At 38.4% G+C, this 21,742-nt stretch carries 22 protein-coding genes; 4 read left to right on the plus strand and 18 right to left on the minus strand.

Annotation, left to right across the window (positions count from 1 at the left end):
* Positions 1-3: 3 nt before the first annotated feature.
* The 4 genes from AB8M93_RS08250 (at position 4) to AB8M93_RS08265 (ending at position 6,997) form a co-directional block, all read left to right on the plus strand.
* Entirely contained in the window at positions 4-1,494 is a 1,491-nt protein-coding gene (locus AB8M93_RS08250) for a BCCT family transporter (protein ID WP_373057098.1), read from the plus strand.
* 122 nt (positions 1,495-1,616) lie between these two features.
* The gene (locus tag AB8M93_RS08255; RefSeq protein WP_373057099.1) at positions 1,617-2,873 is read left to right on the plus strand and encodes a glycoside hydrolase family 2 TIM barrel-domain containing protein; all 1,257 of its coding nucleotides are present in this window, start codon (positions 1,617-1,619) and stop codon (positions 2,871-2,873) included.
* A gap of 43 nt (positions 2,874-2,916) precedes the next feature.
* Positions 2,917-3,210 (plus strand): hypothetical protein, encoded by a 294-nt coding sequence (locus tag AB8M93_RS08260; protein WP_373057100.1) that lies wholly within the window; start codon positions 2,917-2,919, stop codon positions 3,208-3,210.
* Positions 3,197-6,997 carry a glycosyltransferase gene (locus AB8M93_RS08265; protein ID WP_373057101.1) on the plus strand — a complete coding sequence of 1,267 codons (3,801 nt, stop codon included), beginning with the start codon at positions 3,197-3,199 and terminating at the stop codon, positions 6,995-6,997. Before AB8M93_RS08260 ends, AB8M93_RS08265 begins: the two co-directional genes overlap by 14 nt.
* Here the strand turns inward: AB8M93_RS08265 and ctlX are convergent.
* The 18 genes from ctlX to rpsE all read right to left on the minus strand — a co-directional run bounded on the left by ctlX (position 6,984) and on the right by rpsE (position 21,738).
* Complete coding sequence (gene ctlX / locus AB8M93_RS08270) at positions 6,984-7,913, minus strand: citrulline utilization hydrolase CtlX (RefSeq protein ID WP_373057102.1); 930 nt, start codon at positions 7,911-7,913, stop codon at positions 6,984-6,986. The genes AB8M93_RS08265 and ctlX overlap by 14 nt on opposite strands.
* Positions 7,914-8,088: 175 nt before the next feature.
* Positions 8,089-9,000: a dimethylarginine dimethylaminohydrolase family protein gene (locus AB8M93_RS08275; protein WP_373057103.1), complete on the minus strand. Its 912-nt coding sequence runs from the start codon at positions 8,998-9,000 to the stop codon at positions 8,089-8,091.
* 77 nt (positions 9,001-9,077) lie between these two features.
* Complete coding sequence (locus AB8M93_RS08280; RefSeq protein WP_373057104.1) at positions 9,078-10,361, minus strand: citrate synthase; 1,284 nt, start codon at positions 10,359-10,361, stop codon at positions 9,078-9,080.
* Positions 10,362-10,486: 125 nt separating this feature from the next.
* Positions 10,487-12,037 carry a glycogen synthase gene (locus AB8M93_RS08285; protein WP_373057105.1) on the minus strand — a complete coding sequence of 517 codons (1,551 nt, stop codon included), beginning with the start codon at positions 12,035-12,037 and terminating at the stop codon, positions 10,487-10,489.
* Positions 12,038-12,163: 126 nt separating this feature from the next.
* Complete coding sequence (eno, locus tag AB8M93_RS08290) at positions 12,164-13,453, minus strand: phosphopyruvate hydratase (RefSeq protein WP_373057106.1); 1,290 nt, start codon at positions 13,451-13,453, stop codon at positions 12,164-12,166.
* A gap of 213 nt (positions 13,454-13,666) precedes the next feature.
* Positions 13,667-14,194 (minus strand): hypothetical protein, encoded by a 528-nt coding sequence (locus AB8M93_RS08295; protein WP_373057107.1) that lies wholly within the window; start codon positions 14,192-14,194, stop codon positions 13,667-13,669.
* Positions 14,195-14,331: 137 nt separating this feature from the next.
* Positions 14,332-15,444, minus strand: coding sequence for a glutamine-hydrolyzing carbamoyl-phosphate synthase small subunit (carA, locus tag AB8M93_RS08300; RefSeq protein WP_373057108.1), 1,113 nt, complete (start codon positions 15,442-15,444; stop codon positions 14,332-14,334).
* 142 nt (positions 15,445-15,586) lie between these two features.
* Entirely contained in the window at positions 15,587-16,114 is a 528-nt protein-coding gene (gene rplQ / locus AB8M93_RS08305) for a 50S ribosomal protein L17 (protein ID WP_373057109.1), read from the minus strand.
* Positions 16,115-16,153: 39 nt separating this feature from the next.
* Positions 16,154-17,146, minus strand: a complete 993-nt coding sequence (locus AB8M93_RS08310; RefSeq protein WP_311534021.1) for a DNA-directed RNA polymerase subunit alpha — start codon at positions 17,144-17,146, stop codon at positions 16,154-16,156.
* Positions 17,147-17,166: 20 nt separating this feature from the next.
* On the minus strand, positions 17,167-17,772 hold the full coding sequence (rpsD, locus tag AB8M93_RS08315) for a 30S ribosomal protein S4 (protein ID WP_373057110.1): 606 nt from the start codon (positions 17,770-17,772) through the stop codon (positions 17,167-17,169).
* A gap of 91 nt (positions 17,773-17,863) precedes the next feature.
* Positions 17,864-18,259, minus strand: a complete 396-nt coding sequence (gene rpsK, locus AB8M93_RS08320) for a 30S ribosomal protein S11 (RefSeq protein WP_311534019.1) — start codon at positions 18,257-18,259, stop codon at positions 17,864-17,866.
* An 8-nt stretch (positions 18,260-18,267) separates the two neighbouring features.
* Entirely contained in the window at positions 18,268-18,642 is a 375-nt protein-coding gene (rpsM, locus tag AB8M93_RS08325) for a 30S ribosomal protein S13 (RefSeq protein WP_373057111.1), read from the minus strand.
* Positions 18,643-18,644: 2 nt separating this feature from the next.
* Positions 18,645-18,761, minus strand: coding sequence for a type B 50S ribosomal protein L36 (ykgO, locus tag AB8M93_RS08330; protein WP_010519235.1), 117 nt, complete (start codon positions 18,759-18,761; stop codon positions 18,645-18,647).
* Positions 18,762-18,885: 124 nt separating this feature from the next.
* Positions 18,886-19,101, minus strand: coding sequence for a translation initiation factor IF-1 (gene infA / locus AB8M93_RS08335; RefSeq protein ID WP_014031991.1), 216 nt, complete (start codon positions 19,099-19,101; stop codon positions 18,886-18,888).
* A 106-nt stretch (positions 19,102-19,207) separates the two neighbouring features.
* A complete protein-coding gene (gene secY / locus AB8M93_RS08340) occupies positions 19,208-20,545 on the minus strand; it encodes a preprotein translocase subunit SecY (protein WP_373057112.1) in 1,338 nt (445 codons plus the stop codon).
* Between the two features lie 11 nt (positions 20,546-20,556).
* Positions 20,557-21,009, minus strand: a complete 453-nt coding sequence (rplO, locus tag AB8M93_RS08345; protein ID WP_373057113.1) for a 50S ribosomal protein L15 — start codon at positions 21,007-21,009, stop codon at positions 20,557-20,559.
* An 8-nt stretch (positions 21,010-21,017) separates the two neighbouring features.
* On the minus strand, positions 21,018-21,200 hold the full coding sequence (gene rpmD / locus AB8M93_RS08350) for a 50S ribosomal protein L30 (RefSeq protein WP_373057114.1): 183 nt from the start codon (positions 21,198-21,200) through the stop codon (positions 21,018-21,020).
* A 13-nt stretch (positions 21,201-21,213) separates the two neighbouring features.
* Positions 21,214-21,738 (minus strand): 30S ribosomal protein S5, encoded by a 525-nt coding sequence (gene rpsE, locus AB8M93_RS08355; protein WP_373057115.1) that lies wholly within the window; start codon positions 21,736-21,738, stop codon positions 21,214-21,216.
* Between the last annotated feature and the right edge of the window lie 4 nt (positions 21,739-21,742).

Genomic DNA, 21,742 nt, shown 5'->3' on the forward strand with positions numbered 1-21,742 from the left:
TCTTTGAAAAACTTCAGAAAAAATATAGCTAAAAATCCTCTTTTTTACCTATCTACACTCATCCTCATTGTTTTTTCCCTCTTTATCTTTTTATTTACAGAACTTTTCTACGAATTAATTGAAGATGGATCTGTATGGGTCCGGGAAATTTTTGGGGGATTTTATCTCTGGCTGGGGCTAATTTGCGTACTCTTTCTTTTATTTATTGCATTTTCAAAATTTGGAAAAATACGATTGGGAAATTCTCCTCCGGAATTTAACCGTCTCTCCTGGATTGCCATGCTGTACAGTGCAGGAATGGGAGCGGGAATATTATTGCGTGCAGTCCAGGAGCCGGTATTCATGTACCTTAACCCTCCTATTGTGACCTCAAATTCCAACGAGGTAATTGCTCTGGAATATACTTTTTATCAATGGGGTTTTACTGCATGGGCTTTCTACGGGATTTTTGCCATTGTTATAGGTTATTCCATATTTGTGGAAAAAGAAGGCATCCGTTTAAGTTCCGGACTGGGAAGATTTAAGAAGATCCGTTTTCTTCCTGAAGCTACAGATTTACTAACCATTTTAACAACGGTTTTTGGGCTGGTAGCCGCTATAGGCCTTGGCACCACCCAAATTGAAGGAGGGATAAGTCACTTAACCGGCTCTTTACCCGGTTCCCTTGCTCCTGTAATGATAATGGTGTTTATAATATGCCTGCTGGCATTTCTTTCAGCATACGCTGGGGTACAAAAAGGAATCAGGGTCATATCCAACTGGAATATTTATATTACGCTATTCCTTATGTTGTTTGTACTGTTCCTGGGAGACCTGCAGGGAATTATCACCAATTTCCTGGAGGCGCTTTATTACTATATCCTGGAATTTATTCCTCTAAGCCTTGCCTGGGGAAGCTACGATCCCGGAAAACATTTTTTAACGGACTGGACTTACTATTATTGGGCGTTCTGGCTGGCATGGGCCCCCTTTACCGGTATTTTTATTGCAAGGATTTCCAAAGGAAGAAGTTTAAGAGAAATGATCCTGGGGGTGCTCCTAATTCCCTCTTTAGGTAGTTTTTTTTGGTTTAGTGTTTTTGGCACCTCTGCCTTTGATATTATTACAGAAATGCCTTCATATAATGGTGAATTTGGGAATGTGTTCACCTCTATGTTTATTTTCTTTTCCAACCTTCCTTTTTCGGGAATCACCAACGTTATAGTAGTCCTTTTACTTACCAGTTTTTTGGTTACTTCAGTAGATTCGGCAATTTTTGTATTGAGTATGTTCAGCGATAAAGGCAAAGAAGAGCCTAAAAAGAAATATCGGCTCATCTGGGCCGTCCTTATTTTTATTTTTTCAGAAGCAATTATTGTACTGGGCAATATAAGGCCTGAAAGTGATGTGCTCGCTGCCATGCAAAAATTCCTGATCATTAGCTCCCTTCCTTTTGCAATTTTTACGGCTGTAATTTTGATATTGACCCTTAGCAAATTTTTAAGAAATCGCTAACGCTTCTATCTTCAATTGTTTCTATCTTAGCACTTTCCCCCAAACATTTTTAACTAAATTTCTACTCTCTGGGCAGGCTTCAAAATACACTTATAGCATGGCTTTTATTTCTTGGCCTTCTAGTGGCGTGTAAGGATGATGATGAAAATTCTGAACACCCCCCTAATGTTTATATTCAGGAAACCGCAAAGGGTTATGAACTCATCAGAAATGGCAAACCATTTTTTATTAAAGGAGGGGCGGGAGCCGGTTTTCTAGAGCAGTTAAAAGACGCAGGTGGTAATACTATTAGAGTATATGATACCATTGGCCTGAAAGCGATTTTGGATCAAGCTGAGAATCTAGATCTGGCAGTTGTGGTAGATATCCCTTTACCCACATTTGAGGAAAATAAGAAGTACTGGAATGGGGATCTAAAAAAGGTAAAACAACGTATAAAAACTACTGTTTCAAGATATAAAGACCATCCTGCTTTGCTTTACTGGAACCTGGGAAATGAAATAGGATATCCTGAAGGATATAAAAATTCCCAATTTTTCAAAAAATTTAATGGAATAATAGAGGTTGTTCATAGCTATGATCCCAATCATCCGGTAAGCACGGCAATAGTTGCAGGAAGCAGAAAAACTATTTTAAGCATTTCTTTCCGAAGCCCCGAACTGGATTTTATATCTTTAAATGCCTTTGGAAGTCTTAGCGGGCTGGAACCAATGCTGCAATCCATTTCATTGCTATGGGATGGCCCTTATGTAATATCTGAATGGGGGCTCAACGGGCCATGGGAGGCAAAAAAGACTTCCTGGGGGGCACCCGTAGAACAAACCAGCACAAAGAAGGCAGAATTATTAAAGGGCCGATACCATTCCGGCGCAATTAACAATGAGGCCTGTCTGGGAAGCTTCTATTTTTACTGGGGGATTAAACAGGAAAGGACTATAACCTGGTTTAGTTTATTTAACCAGGACAGTTCACGCTCCCAGGTATACCATTCGCTGGAAAATTTATGGACAGATAAGCACAACAAATATCCCGGCCCAGAAATAGAATATGCTTTGCTAAATGGTGAAGGAGCCTTAAAAAGCAATATCCTTATTGCTGGTGATACTGCAAAAGCAGACCTGATTTTACAACAAAACGTAGATTCTTTAAATATACATTGGGAAATACGAAAAGAAGCCTGGAATAACATTTTTGTTCAAAGACCCGTGATTAAAAATTTAATTATGAATAAATATGGAAATAAAGCCACATTTCAGGTGCCATTTGAAGAAGGACCCTATCGCCTCTTTGTATATATAAAAGACAGGTATAACAATTTTGCCACCACTAACATCCCGTTTTATGTAGTGAGGGATGAAAAAAATGAAATTCAGCCCTAATTCTACTTTAGTGGTATGCGGTTTTTCCAGTATCTTAATGAAGATGAAAAAAATTATTCAATTAAATATAATTGCAGTACTCCTGGCAGATTTTATCTTACGCTGCAGTAGATATTTACCTCATGGAATTAAGACAGAAGCATGGGTAAATATTAATGAAGATCCATTCCATCGATCTGCCGTAATACCAAGAGCATCTGCTTTAGGGCATCAATTTAAAGCACCTCAGCAAGAGGGGCTATTTCAAAAATTGGTAATCTTTATGAATAAAGAGCGCACTTCTGCCACCACCTACATTCCTTCATATGTTTTAAATGCGGTAGATGGAAAAGATTAAAGAGCCAAATAAAAAAGAAGGGTGGATAATTAAATTTATGATTCTGCTGGGAATTACAAGTATTGTGAGTTTTATCCTGTATTTCTTCCAACCACAGTACGTAGGGAATATCTATCTCTATATTCTCCTGGCCATAACCATGATCTACAGTGCTTTTAAAAAACTCTATATATGGTACAATTATTCCAATATTTCTATCCCGGAAGAAAAAGCAATAACTGCAAACTTTAAGGTAGATATTTTAACCACATATTTCCCCGGGGAACCTTATCAAATGATCATTACCACCCTGGAAGCTATACTAAAGATTTCATATCCTCATGAAACCTATCTTTGTGATGAGGCTAATGATCCATTCCTCAAGAAATTTTGTGAAGAACATGGCATTCATCATGTAACCAGAAATAACAGGATAAATGCAAAAGCAGGAAACATTAATAATGCCCTTCATACTGTTGCTAATGGTGATATTTGTGTAATACTGGATCCAGACCATATCCCGGATCATAATTTTCTGGACCCTGTGCTCCCTCATTTTGAAAATCGAAAAATAGGGTTCGTTCAAATTGTACAGTCTTATTACAACATCAGGGAATCTTTGGTAGCAAAAGGAGCAGCCGAACAAACGTTCCAATTTTACGGCCCGGTGATGATGACATTAAATTCTTACCAAACCGTTAATGCAATAGGTGCCAATTGCGTGTTTAGAAGAGAGGCACTGGATAGTATTGGAGGCCACGCTCCGGGTTTATGTGAAGATATGCATACCGCCATGCTCATGTACTCCAAAGGATGGAAATCTGTTTACGTGCCAAAAGTACTTGCAAAAGGATTGGCTCCTTCAAATCTTACCAATTTCTTTAAACAACAGCTAAAATGGTCCAGAGGTAGTTTTGATTTACTGAGAAAAGTTTATCCCCAAATTTTTGGAGATTTGACTCCCAGGCAAAAAATCCATTTTGGCCTGCTTCCTCTTCATTATCTGGGAGGCATCATTTGCCTGATCAATTTTTTGATCCCAATTTTTTCCTTAGTTTTTTCTATTACTCCCTGGAAGGGAGACATTTTAGATTTTGCAATTGTTCTTTTACCTGTAGTAGCCAGCTCATTGCTCATACGGGTTTATATTCAAAAATGGGTAATAGAGAAGAAGGAACGCGGTTTTCACCTTGTAGGCGGTCTTTTATACATTAATACCTGGTGGATCTATATAATTGGATTAGTTTATACCCTATTGGATAAAAAAGTGCCTTACCTTCCTACTCCTAAAGAAGATGAATGGAACACCAATTTTAAAATTGTTATTCCTAACGCTGTCATAGCAGTGGTTTCATTTGGTTCTATAATTTATGGCCTTCAAAAAGATCTTACTCCATTTTCCATTATTATGGCAGGTTTCGCGCTTTTTAATTCCTGTATAATGCTTTTTGGAATTTACCTTACCATTAGAATCCAGAGCTTAAGAAATAAAAAATTTACTGCCTTTAATACAATTTCAGAAGTAATTAATAATTTAAAGGAGAAAACCTATGTTGTGGCTAATTCTATTTTCTTCTTGACCAGAAAAATAGCTTTTCCCCTTCTTCTGATGATCTTGTTACTTGCTATGAGTACTAAATATCATAAGGATAGCAGAAAATGGACGAATGTGAAAGTTACTTATATTGATAAATCAGGTAATAACTACCTTGGAATCTTTCAACCTACTTCCTTTTCGGGAATTTCAAACCTGGACACCATCAAAAGAATTGAAAAGGAATCAAACATCAACTTTGACATCATCTCTTTCTATCTGGCCTGGGGCGATAAAAGTGAGAACCAGCTTCCTGAAGCCCTCATGGATTCCATCTATAGCATTAAAGCCATTCCTATGCTAACCTGGGAACCATGGTCCTCTGAATTTTCAATCACCCAGAATAACTCCTACCTTAAACAGAATCACAAGATCTTTAAAAATATTTCTGAAGGCCAATTTGATGACTACATAAAGGATTTCGGGAAAAAACTTGCCGCATATCAACAACCGGTTTTTTTAAGGTTTGCACATGAATTTGATAACCCGCAGTATCCCTGGTCATCAAAGGGAAACAATACCCCTGAAGAATTTATAGCAGCATGGAGACATGTCTACAATCTGCTGCAATCTGTTAATGCGCAACAGGTAATGATGGTATGGAATCCCTGGCGTCCACAATTCCTGCAGAAGTACTATCCGGGCGACCGTTATGTAGATTGGATAGGAATTACTGCCCTGGATTACGGGAAATTGAATCATGATAAAAATGGATATTCCTTTGATGAACTTTACAAACCATTTCACTACCGGATTAAAAAACTTACCAATAAACCCGTAATGCTTGCAGAGTTTGGTTCTTTAAAATTGAATGAGAATCAGGAGAAATGGACAGTACAGGCAATGGAGACCATTAACCAGAAATATCCTGAAATTTCTGCTGTTGTTCTTTTTAACAGTGCCTATGATACCAATATTCCTAAGAATAACTGGTACACCAAAAAAGAGCTGGACTGGACTACTTCTTCCTTTTCTACCATAAATCAAAAATTTAAGCACCGCCACCCGCTGGAGGATAAAAGTACTCGATTAAAAACTTCCTACGCTGTTAGAAATAGTGACCAGAAACATCCTTTAATTCTTTATGATATTAAAGGAGTGCGCTATAAAAAGGGCTATAACTGGAAAGATAATTATTATGCAGCTACCCGAAAAACACTTCAACATGATTTTCAAATCCTTAAAGATGCAGGATTTAATACCCTTCAATTTAGAGGCGGAAATATTTACGATCACAACCTCCTTAGTTATGCCTTTGATTTTCAACTTCAGGTAATCTATGAGTTTGATGTTAATAACAGCCTTAATTTTATTGATGATAAAAATGAGTTGTCAAATCTTAAAGAAAAGATTCTTGATAAGGTTCGGGAATTGAAAGAAGAGAATTCCATTATTGGCTACACCTTTAGGGACGATCTTAATACCTATTTTGAAAAACCCTTATTATTCTATCAAAGAAAAGCTTATCTGGAATGGCTGATTTCCCTGGCAAAAGAGATTAAACAAATTGACCCTGGAAGATCCTTAAACCTAGATTTAGTATGGAGCAATACGGATATTCCACAAATGGAAAATCTTTATCTTAATTCTCCCTTTGATTCATTTGGTATTCAAATATACGATGCAGAAAGCCTGGAAAATTTTCAAAATTATACCAAGCAAAGTGAGGTACCTTTATATATTAGCGCTATTTCTCCGGAACTGCTTCTTGAAAATCCAGAGGTGCAGACGGATTTTGATGTTGTACTGCAAAACTATCAAAATGAAAGACGTAGCAGTTATGTAACCTTGGATGGACTCATTGACTTTGACGGCAAAAGAAAAGATATTCTAAAAAAGCTTGAAGACCATTGGAAATCCAACAAAGAGGCATCTATTACAGAACAGGCAAGAATCCTGCGTCCCTCTGAACCTCTTTTTTCCGAAAGAACTTCTGTTTATCATCCCTTGCTGTATAGAAATGGCCAATGGGTAGATGCTCCAAGCAGTTCTCAAAAATATGAGTTTGTATGGTATCTTATTAAGAATGACCGCTATGGAAACCCCATCGCTGTCAAGAAAGTAGGTAATGATGCTACCCTGAGACTTGAAATTCCGGAAAATTACAAAGAATACGAACTCCTGCTAACAGTGTATAATAAAAAAGAGAATTACAGTTTTAACTCCAGATCCCAATTGCATACGCCAGCAGGTGAAACCGCTATGCTTCCTTAGGCAAAAATACTTCTGCCATCATACAACGTGCACTGCCGCCGCCACAGGTTTCAATCATATGCAAATCACTGCTTAAGATTTCACAATGTTTTTGAATTTTTTCAATTTGATCTTTATGAAGTCCCGCATGAGCCCTGGCACTCATTACCAGGTATTTCTTCCCTCCTGCGCCCTGCACCTGCAACATATTCCCGGCAAACTCGTGCATTTGCGATTCAGAAATGGCTATTATTTCTTTCCCGTCTGCCTTCAGATGTTTTAGCACATTTTTGCGCTCTTTCCCATTATCTATGGTATCAAGACAAATCACCGCAAATTCTTCAGCAACGCACATCATTACGTTGGTATGGTAAATTGGTTTTCTTTTTCCGCCTACACTCTGGTTAGCTGTAAAAATAACCGGGGTAAACTCAAAATCTTCACAAAATTCAATTAGCAATTCTTCATCAGCTCTAGGGGAAATTGCGCAATATGCTTTTTGATTTGCCCTGTCCAGAATCATACTCCCTGTGCCTTCAAGAAAAATATCGTCCTCCTCTGCAGCGGTGTAATCTACTATATTGCGAATTTTAAAACCTTCTTCTTCCAGTTTAGCAAAATATTCAAGCCTACGTTCCTTCCTTCTGTTTGGAGCAAACATGGGATAAATCGCAATATTTCCATCTTCATGAAACGAAACCCAGTTATTTGGAAAAACAGAATCTGGCGTATCCTCTTCTAATACATCATTTACCACCACGGTTTTTATGCCCGCCGCATTTAGCTTTTTTACAAAATCATCAAACTCCTTCTGCGCCTGCTTATTTACATCGGTATTTTTTATGTCTTCCTGAAAATAGTTATTTACAGCAGTTTGCTCATTCATTCTGAAGGCTACCGGCCTTACCATTAGAAGGGTATTTGTAATCTGCTTCATTTTTTTGTCCTTTGGATTGTGTGTTGTCTGTTTAAAATTACTTTTTAATCCTTATTTACTTCGCCGTACCTAGCAGGCAAAATTATCTTAGATGATAAATTTTGAACATTTAAAAACAGAACTCATAATCGACCACTTTTTTCTTCTTCATTTGCTTTCTACTCTTCCCCTAACCTCACTGTCTCACCAGGGGCAAAGTTGAACACCTCAATAATCCTTCCTGTTTTGCAATTTCAGCATAAGGAACTTCTTCAACGGTTATACCATTTTCTCTAAGCCACTGATTAAGCCTTTTAAAATTTCTTTCTGAAATAACCACGTCTTCAGAAATGGAAAATACATTGGAAAACATGTTATACATCTCATCCCGGGTGATTTCAAACACATTTTCTTTTCCGAAGAAATTCACCAGCCACTCATATTCTTGCACGTTCAAAAAGCCGCCCTTGTAAATAATCGCTTTATCCCTACCCACCGGCTGGAAACAGCAATCCAGGTGTAAAGCGTTATCGCGCGCTTCCAGGTTGGATTTTTTTAAATTAAAAGGCACTACTTTTTTCTGCGGAAAAAGCTCTCTTAACGCCTGTACGGCTTCTTTGTTGGTCCTTGCCGTTATAAAACTTTTATAATCTTCTCCGGTATAGGTGCCTACCAGGATATAATCCCCATAAGGCATAACATCCCCACCCTCTATATGGGCATTTTCCGGAAGCTCTATAACATTTTCTGAAGGTATTTGGTTAATTACATGACGAATAGCCTCAATCTCCTGCTCCCTGTCTGGCAAAATATTAGCCATTATAAATTTATCTTCAATCACAAAAGCAATGTCCCTGGTAAAAATCTGATTGTAATTTTCTATTAATTTTGGCCTATACACTTCTACATCGTACTTCTTCAATACTTTCGCCACAGACTCAATTTCCCTTATCATATCTTCTTCCTTTGGATACGTTCCTAATTTTATATGCTCAATAGATTTTGGATCGTAGGCTTTGGTGATATCGGGGATGCCTCCTACACTCTCGGCAGTTCCAAGAACCACGGCTTTAAGGCGTGCGGTTTCATTATTGATATGCAGTTTCATCACGTTGAATTTTGGCAAATATAGAAAAAGCCTCATACCATGATGAAGCTTTTTCTAAAATTATAAATAGGTTTTTTTTATCGCTGTTCGAGAGGTTTAAAGTCTCTGTGACCTTCTCCAATATAAATTTGTCTTGGGCGCCCAATTGGCTCTTTCATTAACCTCATTTCTCTCCACTGTGCAATCCAGCCCGGTAAACGTCCAAGTGCAAACATTACCGTGAACATTTCTACCGGAATGCCAAGTGCACGATAAATAATTCCGGAATAAAAATCTACGTTTGGATAAAGTTTTCTTTTTACAAAGTAATCATCTTCCAATGCTTCTTTCTCGAGGCCTTTAGCGATATCCAGCACAGGATCGTCCACTCCTAACTGACCAAGCACTTCATCTGCAGATTTCTTAATAATTTTTGCCCGCGGATCAAAATTTTTATATACCCGATGACCAAAGCCCATAAGACGGAAAGGGTCTTCCTTATCTTTGGCTTTTTCCATAAATTTATGAGTATCTCCACCGTCTTCTTTAATTTTTTCCAGCATTTCAATAACCGCCTGGTTGGCTCCTCCATGAAGAGGGCCCCATAATGCACTAATTCCTGCTGAAATTGATGCAAAAAGGCCTGCATGGGAAGATCCCACCATTCTTACCGTTGAAGTAGAACAGTTTTGCTCATGATCTGCGTGAAGAATAAGCAATTTATCCAACGCATTGATTACGGCTTTATCTACACTATATTTCTTACCTGGCTTTTGGAACATCATTTTATGCAGATTCTCTACATAGCCAAGAGAATCATCTCCATAATTTAAAGGATCGCTCTTTTTCTTTCTTAAGGTCCAGGCGGCAAGAACAGGAAATTTCCCTAAGATCTTCACAATTGCCTTGTACATATCTGCTTCTGAAGAAACATCTACAGAAGAGGGATTGAAGGCAATAAGGGCACTGGTTAAAGAAGATAGCACTCCCATAGGGTGAGCCGACTTTGGAAAACCATCAAGGATCTTTTTCATTTCCTCATCCACTTCAGACTCTTCCTGAATATCTGCGTAAAATTTATCCAGTTGCTCTTTGGTAGGCAATTCTCCAAAAATTAGCAAATAAGCCACTTCAAGAAAATCTGCCTTTTCTGCCAGGTCTTCTATAGCATAGCCGCGATATCTTAAAATCCCTTTTTCCCCGTCTAAAAATGTAATGGCACTCTCACAACTACCGGTATTTTTATAGCCGCGGTCCAGGGTGATAAGACCAGCTTCTGAACGAAGGGTTTTAATATCTACTCCTATTTCATTTTCAGTTCCTTTTACTACAGGGAATTCATATTTTTTTCCTTGAAATTCTAATGAAGCTTTATCTGACATTTGAATATTTACGTTTTAATTGAGTATGACTGCGAATTTAAGAAAAATGGGCAAGTATATCAATTGTTAAAACTCATTTATGCTATTATTAACAGCGGTTTTCAGAACATTCTTGTAATTATACACTATTTTTCTTCTACGGTTAAAGCATAGAGAACTTTGTAATATTCATCTACAGATTTTTTCCAGGTAAATTTTTGTTTTTTGGCATTGGCAGCAATTTTTTTCCACTCTTTTTTGTCATTAAAATAAAGATCCACGGTTTCAGAAAACACCTTTACAAATTCCTTGATTTTATCTTCAATTGTGTCGCCTGTAAAGCTAAACCCTGTTTTCCGGTGAATCACGGTATCTTTTAATCCGCCGGTATTATGGACTAAGCAGGGCTGCCCATTTCTCATTGCTAACATCTGGCTAATCCCGCAAGGTTCAAAAAGGCTTGGCATAAGGTAGAGATCACACTCCTGGTAAAGCATATCTATAACACTTTCTGATTGTGCATTGATGAAAATAAAATTTTTATGCTCATAACTTGCTGCTCTAAAGATGGCTTCATATTCTGGCGCGCCGGTTCCTAACAGGATAAAAATCCCATTAGTCTCGTTAAGTTTTTTCATTAGCTTTGGCAGGAGCTCTGGATCCTGCTGAAAGAAATAAAATTTTTGCTCGGTCAAACGGGCAATACTGGTACAAATAAAATCTGGTTTGTTCTCCTGAAAGCGGGTTAGTTTTTCACCTGTATGCGCCAGGTAATGCGCCTTATAATCTTTCTTTTCTTCCTGCAGCCACCTAAACAACCTCCTTATGCATTGCCTGAACAAGATACCCTTTTCAACTTTATTAATGTTGGAATAGTTGGCACCGTTCAAAATACCGAACAAGCGACCTTCTTTATCTGCCTGTTTTAAATCGTCTTCCAGTCCTTCCCCACCAATAAATTCCGGAGGCCTGCTGGTCTTTAAAATATCTTCTTTATAAGATGGTGAGACGGTATGCACTGCATCAGCGAAGCGTATGCCAATAGCCATGAGATTAATGCAGTCCTGATATCTTGGATCCTGCAAGTCCTGGTAATGAAGATCAAGATCGGGAAACCAGTTTTCAACCGAAGAGTAACTTCCGGAAAAAGGGCGAATTCCCTGGATGGCAAGGTTATGAATGGTATAAACAAACCGTATGCCTTTAAGCTTCTGGTAAGCTGGATGAAAGCGTCTTAAGAAAAGCACCAGACTGGAATGCCAGTCATGCAGGTGAACAAAATTTACGTTGCCAAAAGCCTTATTTTTTATGGCTTCAGCAACCGCTGTACAAAAAATAAAGAATTTAACGGCATCTGTAAAATATGGTTCCGTTAAATCGTTATGGTAAATATGGGCAATATCGCCAGCCTGAATTTCCGGGTGATGAATTACATAGTGACGTATATTTTCAAATTCCTTTTTTGGTTGAACTTCATAAAGCTCTGCGGTATAGGGTTCTCCCCTTAAGCGGAAGTTTAGCGCCGTAATAAAGGTGCCTTCAGTATGAAGACGGGAGTAAGAAGGAACCACCACGTGCACCGTATCTCCCCTTTCTGCAATCTGGCGAGGCACATCCCTCACCACATCTCCCATTCCGCCCGCCTTACATCTGGCAATAGCATCATTTTCTGCAGCTACAAAAAGAAAATTGTTCATATAGAACTTAAGATTGGTTAGAAATATAAGTTAATTATTCTATTGTTAACTTTTAACTAAATCTACAGAAATAATCATAAAAAAACCCCTCTGTTTTAGAGGGGTTTCAATTTTAAGGATTAAAAACTACTTAATCTTAAATGCTTTTTCTTTTGGATAGTAAGCCACATCTCCAAGTTCTTCTTCAATTCTAAGCAACTGATTGTATTTAGCCATACGATCACTACGCGAAGCAGAACCTGTTTTAATTTGGCCGGTATTTAAAGCAACAGCCAGATCTGCAATGGTGTTATCTTCAGTTTCTCCAGAACGGTGAGACATTACTGAAGTATAACCGGCATTGTGAGCCATATTCACGGCCGCAATTGTTTCGGTTAAAGTGCCAATTTGATTAACTTTAATAAGAATAGAGTTTGCAATTCCTTCCTTAATTCCTCTTGAAAGACGTTCTACGTTGGTTACATATAAATCATCCCCAACAAGTTGTACTTTATCTCCAATTTTATCTGTTAAAGCTTTCCAGCCATCCCAGTCATTTTCATCCATCCCATCTTCAATAGAAATAATTGGATATTTAGAAGAAAGTTCGGCCAGGTATTCTGCCTGCTCCTGGCTGCTTCTTACCTTTCCTTTATCTCCTTCAAATTTGGCATAGTTATACTTCCCGTCTTCGTAGAATTCAGCTGAAGCACAATCCAAAGCGATCATCACCTCGTCACCACCTTTATAACCTGCTTTTTCTATGGCTTTCAGAATAGTATCCAGGGCATCTTCAGTTCCTTCTAAAGTTGGAGCAAAGCCACCTTCATCTCCCACAGCCGTACTAAGGCCACGATCATGCAATACTTTTTTAAGGTTATGGAAAATTTCAGTTCCCATTTTTAAAGCATGGGAGAAATTTTTAGCTTTTACAGGCATAATCATAAATTCCTGAAAAGCGATTGGCGCATCACTATGAGAGCCACCATTAATAATATTCATCATAGGAACCGGAAGCGTGTTGGCACTAACTCCACCAACGTAACGGTAAAGCGGAAGCCCAAGCTCATTTGCCGCAGCCTTTGCCGCAGCAAGGGAAACCCCAAGAATGGCATTTGCCCCAAGATTGGATTTGTTTGGCGTACCATCAAGATCTATCATGGCCTGGTCTATTAGATTTTGTTCAAATACAGAATATCCAAGCAATTTTTCAGAAATGGCTTTGTTTACATTTTCAACCGCCTGGCTAACTCCTTTTCCCATAAAATCTTTACCCCCGTCGCGAAGTTCAACTGCCTCGTGCTCTCCAGTTGAAGCCCCGGATGGAACGGCTGCCCTTCCAAGAATTCCGTTTTCTGTAATTACGTCTACTTCTACCGTTGGATTTCCTCTTGAGTCAAAAATCTGACGGGCATGAATATCTATTATCACACTCATAATTTTATTTTAAATTGGTTAATTTATTTCTTTGCAAGATACAAATTGAGTGCTAAAAATGCGAGTAAATGCCGCAGTAATAAAGAATTGGCAACATCTTTTTACTTAATCGTTTTCGGAAATAGAGACTATTAATGGGAAGGCCGGAATAGAAAATATTCCGGCCATATAAAATTTTATAGCAATAAATTCAACTCAGTTTTTCTGCAAAACTTAGTCTCTACCCAACTTGAAACCAAGTTGAATATCTATTAACGGGGCAATGTAAGAATCGTATTCATCAAAAGCATACCCCAGACCAAGATTGAGGTTAAGCTTAAAATTACTGTTATACACCCTTTGCAATCCCCAGGCAGGGCCTATAAGAACAGTATAATCGCTTAAAAGTTCCAAATCCCCAAACAGCGGATCTCCTACGGAAAGCATTCCGACACCGGCAATGTAGTTCGCGCTGTTTTCAGAAGTTTTCTTTCCCTTTCGCTGTCTTTTTTTAAAATTGTAATAATATCTATACTGGCCAGTTAACTGTGGGTAAACACCAAATTGAGCTTCATCCTGAAAACTGGAATTTCGATAAGCGAATCCAAAACCCAGCATACCATCTATCGTGGCATTATCAGATACAGAGACTTCATATTCTGCTGAAGGAATTAAAAAGTTTATCGAAAATTGATCATTTGTGGTTTGCGCCTTGGCGTTAAGCCCCAGGAAAAGGATGGTGAGAAGTAGTAGTTTTTTCATTGAATGAGATTAATTTTTAAAACGGTAAAGCTAGAATATTATGCAGGAATCACAAATATCTATTTTCGCTGAAAGCGTTAAAAAGAAAGAGCCGGAATTAAGGTAAGTTCCGGCTCTTAAATTATAATTATTACTTCTTAGGCTTTCACATGCTGCAGTCGCTGCATGAATTCATCAAATAAGTAATGTGCGTCATTTGGCCCCGGGCTTGCTTCGGGATGATATTGAACCGAAAAGCAATTCTTATTTTTCATCTTTAATCCTGCCACAGTACGATCATTTAAATGGGTGTGAGTAACTTCCACTTCAGGATGCGCTTCAGTTTCTTCCTTATTCACAGAAAACCCATGATTTTGAGAGGTTATTTCGCCTTTCCCGGTTTGCAGGTTGATTATTGGATGATTGATCCCGCGATGACCCTGGTGCATTTTATAGGTACCAATTCCATTAGCCAGCGCAATAATCTGATGCCCAAGACAAATACCAAAGAGAGGCTTATCTTCAGCCATAATATCTTTTGCCACCTGTATGGCATTTTCCAGCGGCTGCGGATCGCCCGGCCCATTGGAAAGTAAATAACCATCTGGTGCCCATTCTTTCATTTCAGCATAGGTGGCATTATAAGGAAAAACCTTGCAATATACATCCCTGTTTGCGAGATGTTTAATAATGCTTCTTTTTACCCCCACATCTAAAACAGCAACTTTGTATGAAGCATCCTCCTTTCCAAAGAAATAAGGCTCTTTTGTGGAAACTTTTGAAGCGAGTTCAAGGCCATTCATATCCGGCACTTCAGCTAACTGCTTTTTAAGGCCTTCCACATTATCCACATCTGTTGAAATGATGGCATTCATGGCCCCGTTTTCCCTGATGTATGTTACCAAAGCACGGGTATCTACATCAGAAATAGCAAAGAGATCACTCTTATCCAGAAAATCTTTTAAAGGCATATCTGCAGCAGGACGGGAATGGTAATAACTAAAGTTTTTACAAACCAGGCCAGAGATTTGTGCCGTATCGGCTTCTTCTTCGTTCTCATTGGTACCGTAATTGCCAATATGGGCATTGGTGGTTACCATGATCTGGCCAAAATAAGATGGATCTGTAAAGATTTCCTGATACCCGGTCATGCCGGTATTAAAACATACTTCACCCACCGCGCTTCCTTCTTTGTCTCCCACAGCCTTTCCATGAAATATTGTTCCGTCTGCCAGTAAAATAATCGCTTTTTTTCTTGTTTGGTACTTCATCGTTGATCCTGCTTAACTGTTTTGTTGTGTTGTTGTTTATAATTGAGCTTCGTAAAAACTAAGATACTATTATATAAAAAAAAGGATAAACTCACAGAGCTTATCCTTTTCTAAAATTATCGATGATTCAAAAGATTCATTTCTACTCCTCCTTTTTATCTTCTTTATTTTCAGACTTTTTTTCTTCAGGCTTATTGTCCTGAGGCTTTGTTTCTGCCTGTGGCGTTTCTTCTGAAGAAGAGGTGGTAACTTTCTTTCTACCTGCTCTACGAGTAGATTTCTTTTTCTCCGGCTTATCAAGGTTGTAAGTTTCATTATAATCTACAAGCTCTATCATTGCCATATCTGCATTATCCCCAAGCCTATTTCCTAGTTTGATAATCCTGGTGTAGCCGCCGGGCCGATCTCCTACCTTTGGTGCTACCTCACGAAACAATTCACTTACAGATTCTTTACTGCGAAGTTTACTAAAGACCAACCTGCGGTTGTGGGTAGTATCTTCTTTGGACTTTGTAACTAGAGGTTCCACAAATACCCTAAGCGCTTTGGCCTTAGCTACAGTGGTATTAATACGTTTATGCTCAATTAGGGAGCACGCCATATTCGCCAACATAGACTTGCGATGCGCAGTTTTTCTTCCTAAATGATTTATTTTTTTTCCGTGTCTCATTACTATTCTCTTTTAGACCTAGAATTCATAAAAAATGAACTAGTCTTTATCTAATTTATATTTTGAAAGGTCCATACCAAAATTCAATCCTTTGTTATTCACAAGTTCCTCCAGCTCGGTCAAAGACTTTTTACCGAAGTTTCTGAATTTCATAAGATCATTCTTGTTATACGAAACAAGGTCTCCAAGGGTATCTACCTCTGCCGCTTTTAAACAATTTAATGCTCTTACTGAAAGGTCCATATCTACCAGTTTGGTTTTCAATAATTGTCTCATGTGAAGGGATTCCTCATCATAAGTTTCAGTTTGAGCGATTTCATCAGCTTCCAGGGTTATGCGTTCATCAGAGAACAACATAAAGTGATGAATTAAAGTCTTGGCAGCTTCAGTTAAAGCATCTTTAGGGTGAATAGAGCCATCGCTAATAATTTCAAATACCAGCTTTTCGTAGTCGGTTTTTTGCTCTACACGATAGTTTTCAATACTATATTTTACATTTTTAATAGGAGTGTAAATAGAATCTGTAAAAATAGTACCTAAAGGCGCATTAGACTTTTTATTTTCTTCAGCCGGAACATAACCCCTACCTTTTTCGATAGTGATTTCCATATTAATGTTCACTTTTTTGTCCAGGTGACAAATTACCAGATCTGGATTAAGCACCTGGAATCCTGATATAAACTTCTGGAAATGACCGGCAGTAAGTTGATCTTCACCGGAAACAGAAATGGTAACGGCTTCGTTATCTATTTCATCAATTTGCCTCTTAAACCTGACTTGCTTCAGATTTAGTATAATTTCTGTTACATCTTCCACCACTCCCGGGATGGTAGAGAATTCGTGCTCAACACCTTCAATACGAACTGAAGTGATCGCGAATCCTTCTAATGAAGATAACAGCACTCTTCTTAAAGCGTTACCAACGGTTAATCCATAACCAGGTTCCAAAGGGCGAAATTCAAATTTCCCTTCGAAATCTGTTGAATCAATCATTATAACTTTATCGGGCTTCTGAAAATTTAGTATTGCCATATTACGACTTCTGTGAATTATTATTTCGAATATAATTCGACGATGAATTGTTCATTTATATTTTCCGGAATCTGGACCCTACCTGGTACAGACACGAAAGTTCCTTCTTTGGTCTCATTATTCCAGGTAATCCATTCGTAAACACTGCTGGAGTTAGCAAGTGAATCTTGAATTGCCTGAAGCGATTTAGACTTTTCTCTTACGCTTACAACATCTCCCGCCTTCAATTGGTAAGAAGGAATATTAACTAATTCCCCATTTACGGTAATGTGCCTGTGAGACACTAATTGTCTTGCAGCCCTTCTGGAAGGCGCAACACCCATTCTAAATACCACGTTATCCAAACGTGATTCACATAATTGTAAAAGCACTTCCCCGGTAATTCCCGTAGATCTTGTTGCTTTTTCAAACATGTTTCTGAACTGGCGTTCAAGAATACCATAGGTATACTTGGCTTTTTGCTTCTCCATAAGCTGGATAGCATATTCAGATTTTTTCCCGCGACGACGGTTGTTACCGTGCTGTCCAGGAGGATAATTTCTTTTTTCAAAAGATTTGTCATCTCCGAAAATAGCTTCACCGAATTTCCGGGCTATTTTAGTCTTTGGACCAGTATATCTTGCCATTAAAATTGTAATTTATAAGAAAGGGATTATGAATTAAGGTCGCTTTCCTTCGATAATCGTAATATCCTTCCCTGTTATTTATACTAATTAATTAAACTCTACGTCTTTTAGGAGGACGACATCCATTATGTGGAAGTGGAGTAACATCTACGATCTCGGTTACTTCAATTCCGCTGTTATGAATTGAACGGATAGCAGATTCTCTGCCGTTTCCAGGTCCTTTCACATATACTTTTACTTTACGTAAACCAGCCTCGTGAGCCACTTTAGAAGCATCTTCTGCCGCTAATTGTGCTGCGTAAGGAGTATTTTTTTTAGAACCCCTGAAGCCCATTTTTCCAGCTGAAGACCAGGACACCACATCTCCTTTTTTATTTGTTAAAGAAATGATGATGTTATTGAAAGAAGCAGTAACATGAGCCTCTCCATTAGCCTCAACGTTAACTTTACGTTTCTTCTGAACAGTTTTTTTAGTTGCCTTTGCCATATTACTTACTATTTAGTTGCTTTTTTCTTATTAGCAACTGTTTTTCTTCTACCTTTTCTGGTTCTTGAGTTGTTTTTGGTTCTTTGACCTCTTAAAGGCAAACCAGATCTATGCCTGATGCCTCTGTAACATCCAATATCCATTAGACGTTTGATACTCAATTGAACCTCAGTACGTAATTCTCCTTCGATTGTATAATTACCTACAGCTTCACGAATACGGCCAATTTCATCATCGTCCCAATCGGAAACCTTTTTACTCTCATCTACTTTGGCGTCTTTCAGGATGCTTTGAGCCCTGCTTTTGCCAATTCCGAAGATATAGGTCAATGCTATAACTCCTCGCTTTTGTTTAGGTATATCAACCCCTGCAATTCTTGCCATAATTAGCCTTGTCTTTGTTTAAATCTAGGATTCTTTTTGTTAATTACGTAAAGGCGCCCTTTTCTGCGTACAATCTTGCAGTCGGCACTTCTCTTTTTTATTGATGCTCTAACTTTCATCTCTTCAGTTTTTTATGTTTACCGGACATAAAATCGAAACTCTATATCCAATATGTTCGGCTACATAATTTTTTTCAGGTTGCAAAAGTACTGAAAATTTATTAAATAGCTAAAAAATTTGAGTTTAGTATCTGTAGGTTATTCGAGCCTTAGTTAAATCATAAGGGCTCATTTCCAGTTTTACCTTATCTCCGGGCAGTAATTTAATGTAATGCATACGCATTTTCCCAGAGATATGTGCAGTCACCACGTGACCATTTTCTAATTCTACCCGGAACATCGCATTGGATAATGCTTCAATTATAGTTCCATCCTGTTCAATTGCCGGTTGTTTTGCCATATTTGGTTTCTAGTTTATAGTTGTTAGTTCGTAGTTTTAGATCTTCATTATCCGCATCACATCAAATGCACTTCTAATGACTAAATACTAACTACTACTCTCTAATTTAAGCTACTGCTTTTCTGTTTTTACCCGATTTCATCAATCCGTCATAATGCCTGTTAAGCAAATATGAGTTCACCTGTTGCATAGTATCTATTGCAACGCCAACCATAATTAAAAGCGAGGTACCTCCAAAAAACAATGCCCATCCCTGTTGCACACCCAACAGAGAAACCACAATTGCCGGGAATACGGCAATTAGTGCCAGAAATATGGATCCAGGTAATGTAATTTGAGACATCACTCTATCAAGGAATTCAGACGTTTCGGTACCTGGACGAATACCAGGAATAAAACCTCCGCTCCTTTTTAGATCATCAGCCATTTTATTGGTAGGTACTGTAATTGCCGTATAGAAATAGGTAAAAACAATAATCAATAACGCGAATACAAGATTATACCAGAACCCAAAAATATCACTAAAGGCGGTTGCTATTCCCTGGGCGGTATCCGAATCTGAAAGACCTACCACGGCCATAGGAATAAACATAATAGCCTGGGCAAAAATAATGGGCATTACCCCAGAAGCATTTAGCTTAAGGGGAATGTATTGCCGAGAACCAAATACATTTTTCTCGTATCCTCCAGAGGCACTTCTCCTTGCATATTGCACGGGAATTTGTCTTACAGCCATTACCAGCATCACTGCCGCCATAATTATCGCGAACCAAATCACAAGTTCAATAAGGATCATGATAAGCCCCCCATTAGACTCAAATACTCTGGAAGCGAATTCCTGTACAAAGGCCAAAGGCAGTCTTGCAATAATTCCCACCATAATCAATAATGAAATACCATTTCCAATACCTTTATCTGTAATTTTCTCCCCCAGCCACATCGCAAAAATGGTACCTGTGGTTAGAATAATCACAGATGAAGCCACAAACGTTATTGTATCTCCTAAAAGGAAAGCCCCCTGAGGCAGTGTAGCAAAAAGGTTATAGATATATCCAGGCCCCTGGACCAAAGTAATGGCAATGGTTAACCAGCGGGTTATTTGATTTATCTTCCTTCTACCACTTTCCCCTTCTTTTTGCAGTTTCTGAAGATAAGGAATAGCGATCCCCATCAATTGCACTACAATAGAAGCCGAAATGTAAGGCATAATCCCCAGTGCGAAAACAGAAGCGTTGGAAAAGGCTCCTCCCGTAAACGCATTAAGAAGCCCTAATAACCCACTATCTGTTTGACTTGCAAGATTAGACAACTGAGCTGCGTCTATTCCGGGAAGTACAATTTGTGCTCCAAAACGATATACAAGGAGTAAACCGAGGGTTACTAAAATCCTACTTTTTAGCTCCTCGATTTTCCAGATATTCTTTATAGTATTGATGAATTTCATTTGATTATCTATTATAAAGTAACAACTTCACCTCCGGCAGCTTCTATAGCTTCTTTTGCTGAGGCCGTAAATTTATGAACAGATATCTTCAACTTTGCCTTTAATTCACCTCTACCCAATATCTTAACAAGCTCGTTCTTTCCAGCAAGACCATTTTCCACAAGTACATCCATATCTACAGTATCCTTAATCTTACCTTCATCTACAAGAGACTGAAGAGTGTCAAGGTTAATTCCCTGGTATACTTTGCGATTTCTGTTATTAAATCCAAATTTAGGAACACGTCGCTGAAGCGGCATTTGACCACCTTCAAATCCTATTTTTTTAGAGTAACCCGAACGGGACTTGGCTCCCTTATGGCCTCTGGTAGAGGTACCACCTTTTCCAGAACCTTCTCCACGGCCTACACGCTTACTGTTACTTTTAACTGAACCTTCTGCAGGTCTTAAGTTACTTAAATCCATGTGTATTATTATTTTGTTTCTTCTACAGAAACTAAATGTTTAACTTTATTTATCATACCAAGGATGTTTGGCGTGTTCTGGTGCTCTACCGTTTGACCCATCTTCTTAAGTCCTAAAGACTCAAGAACAAGTTTTTGGTTTTTAGTACGGTTAATAGCACTTTTTACTTTTGTAACTTTAATCTTTCCCATCTCTGTCCTTGATTTATCCTTTAAAAACTTTATCTAAGGAAATTCCTCTTTGCTTGGCAACGGTCTCCGCACTACGCAGTTGCAATAAAGCATCAAATGTTGCCTTAACCACGTTATGAGGGTTGGAAGATCCCTGGTTCTTAGAAAGCACATCATGTACTCCCACAGATTCCAATACGGCACGAATTGCACCACCGGCTATAATACCGGTACCGGTAGCAGCAGGAAGCAACAACACACGAGCCCCACCATATTTTCCTTTTTGCTCATGAGGCAGAGTACCTTTATTTAAAGGGATACGTACCAAATTCTTTTTAGCATCTTCCACGGCTTTGGATATAGCATCTGCAACTTCCTTAGATTTACCCAAACCTTGTCCCACAACACCATTTTCATCTCCAACTACCACAATAGCAGAGAAACCAAATGCTCTACCACCTTTTGTTACCTTTGTAACACGTTGCACTCCAACAAGACGATCTTTAAGTTCGAGGCCTCCTGGCTTTACGTGTTCTACGTTTTTATAATCTTGATACATAATT

Source organism: Autumnicola aciditolerans (assembly GCF_041679265.1).
GTDB lineage: Bacteria > Bacteroidota > Bacteroidia > Flavobacteriales > Flavobacteriaceae > Autumnicola.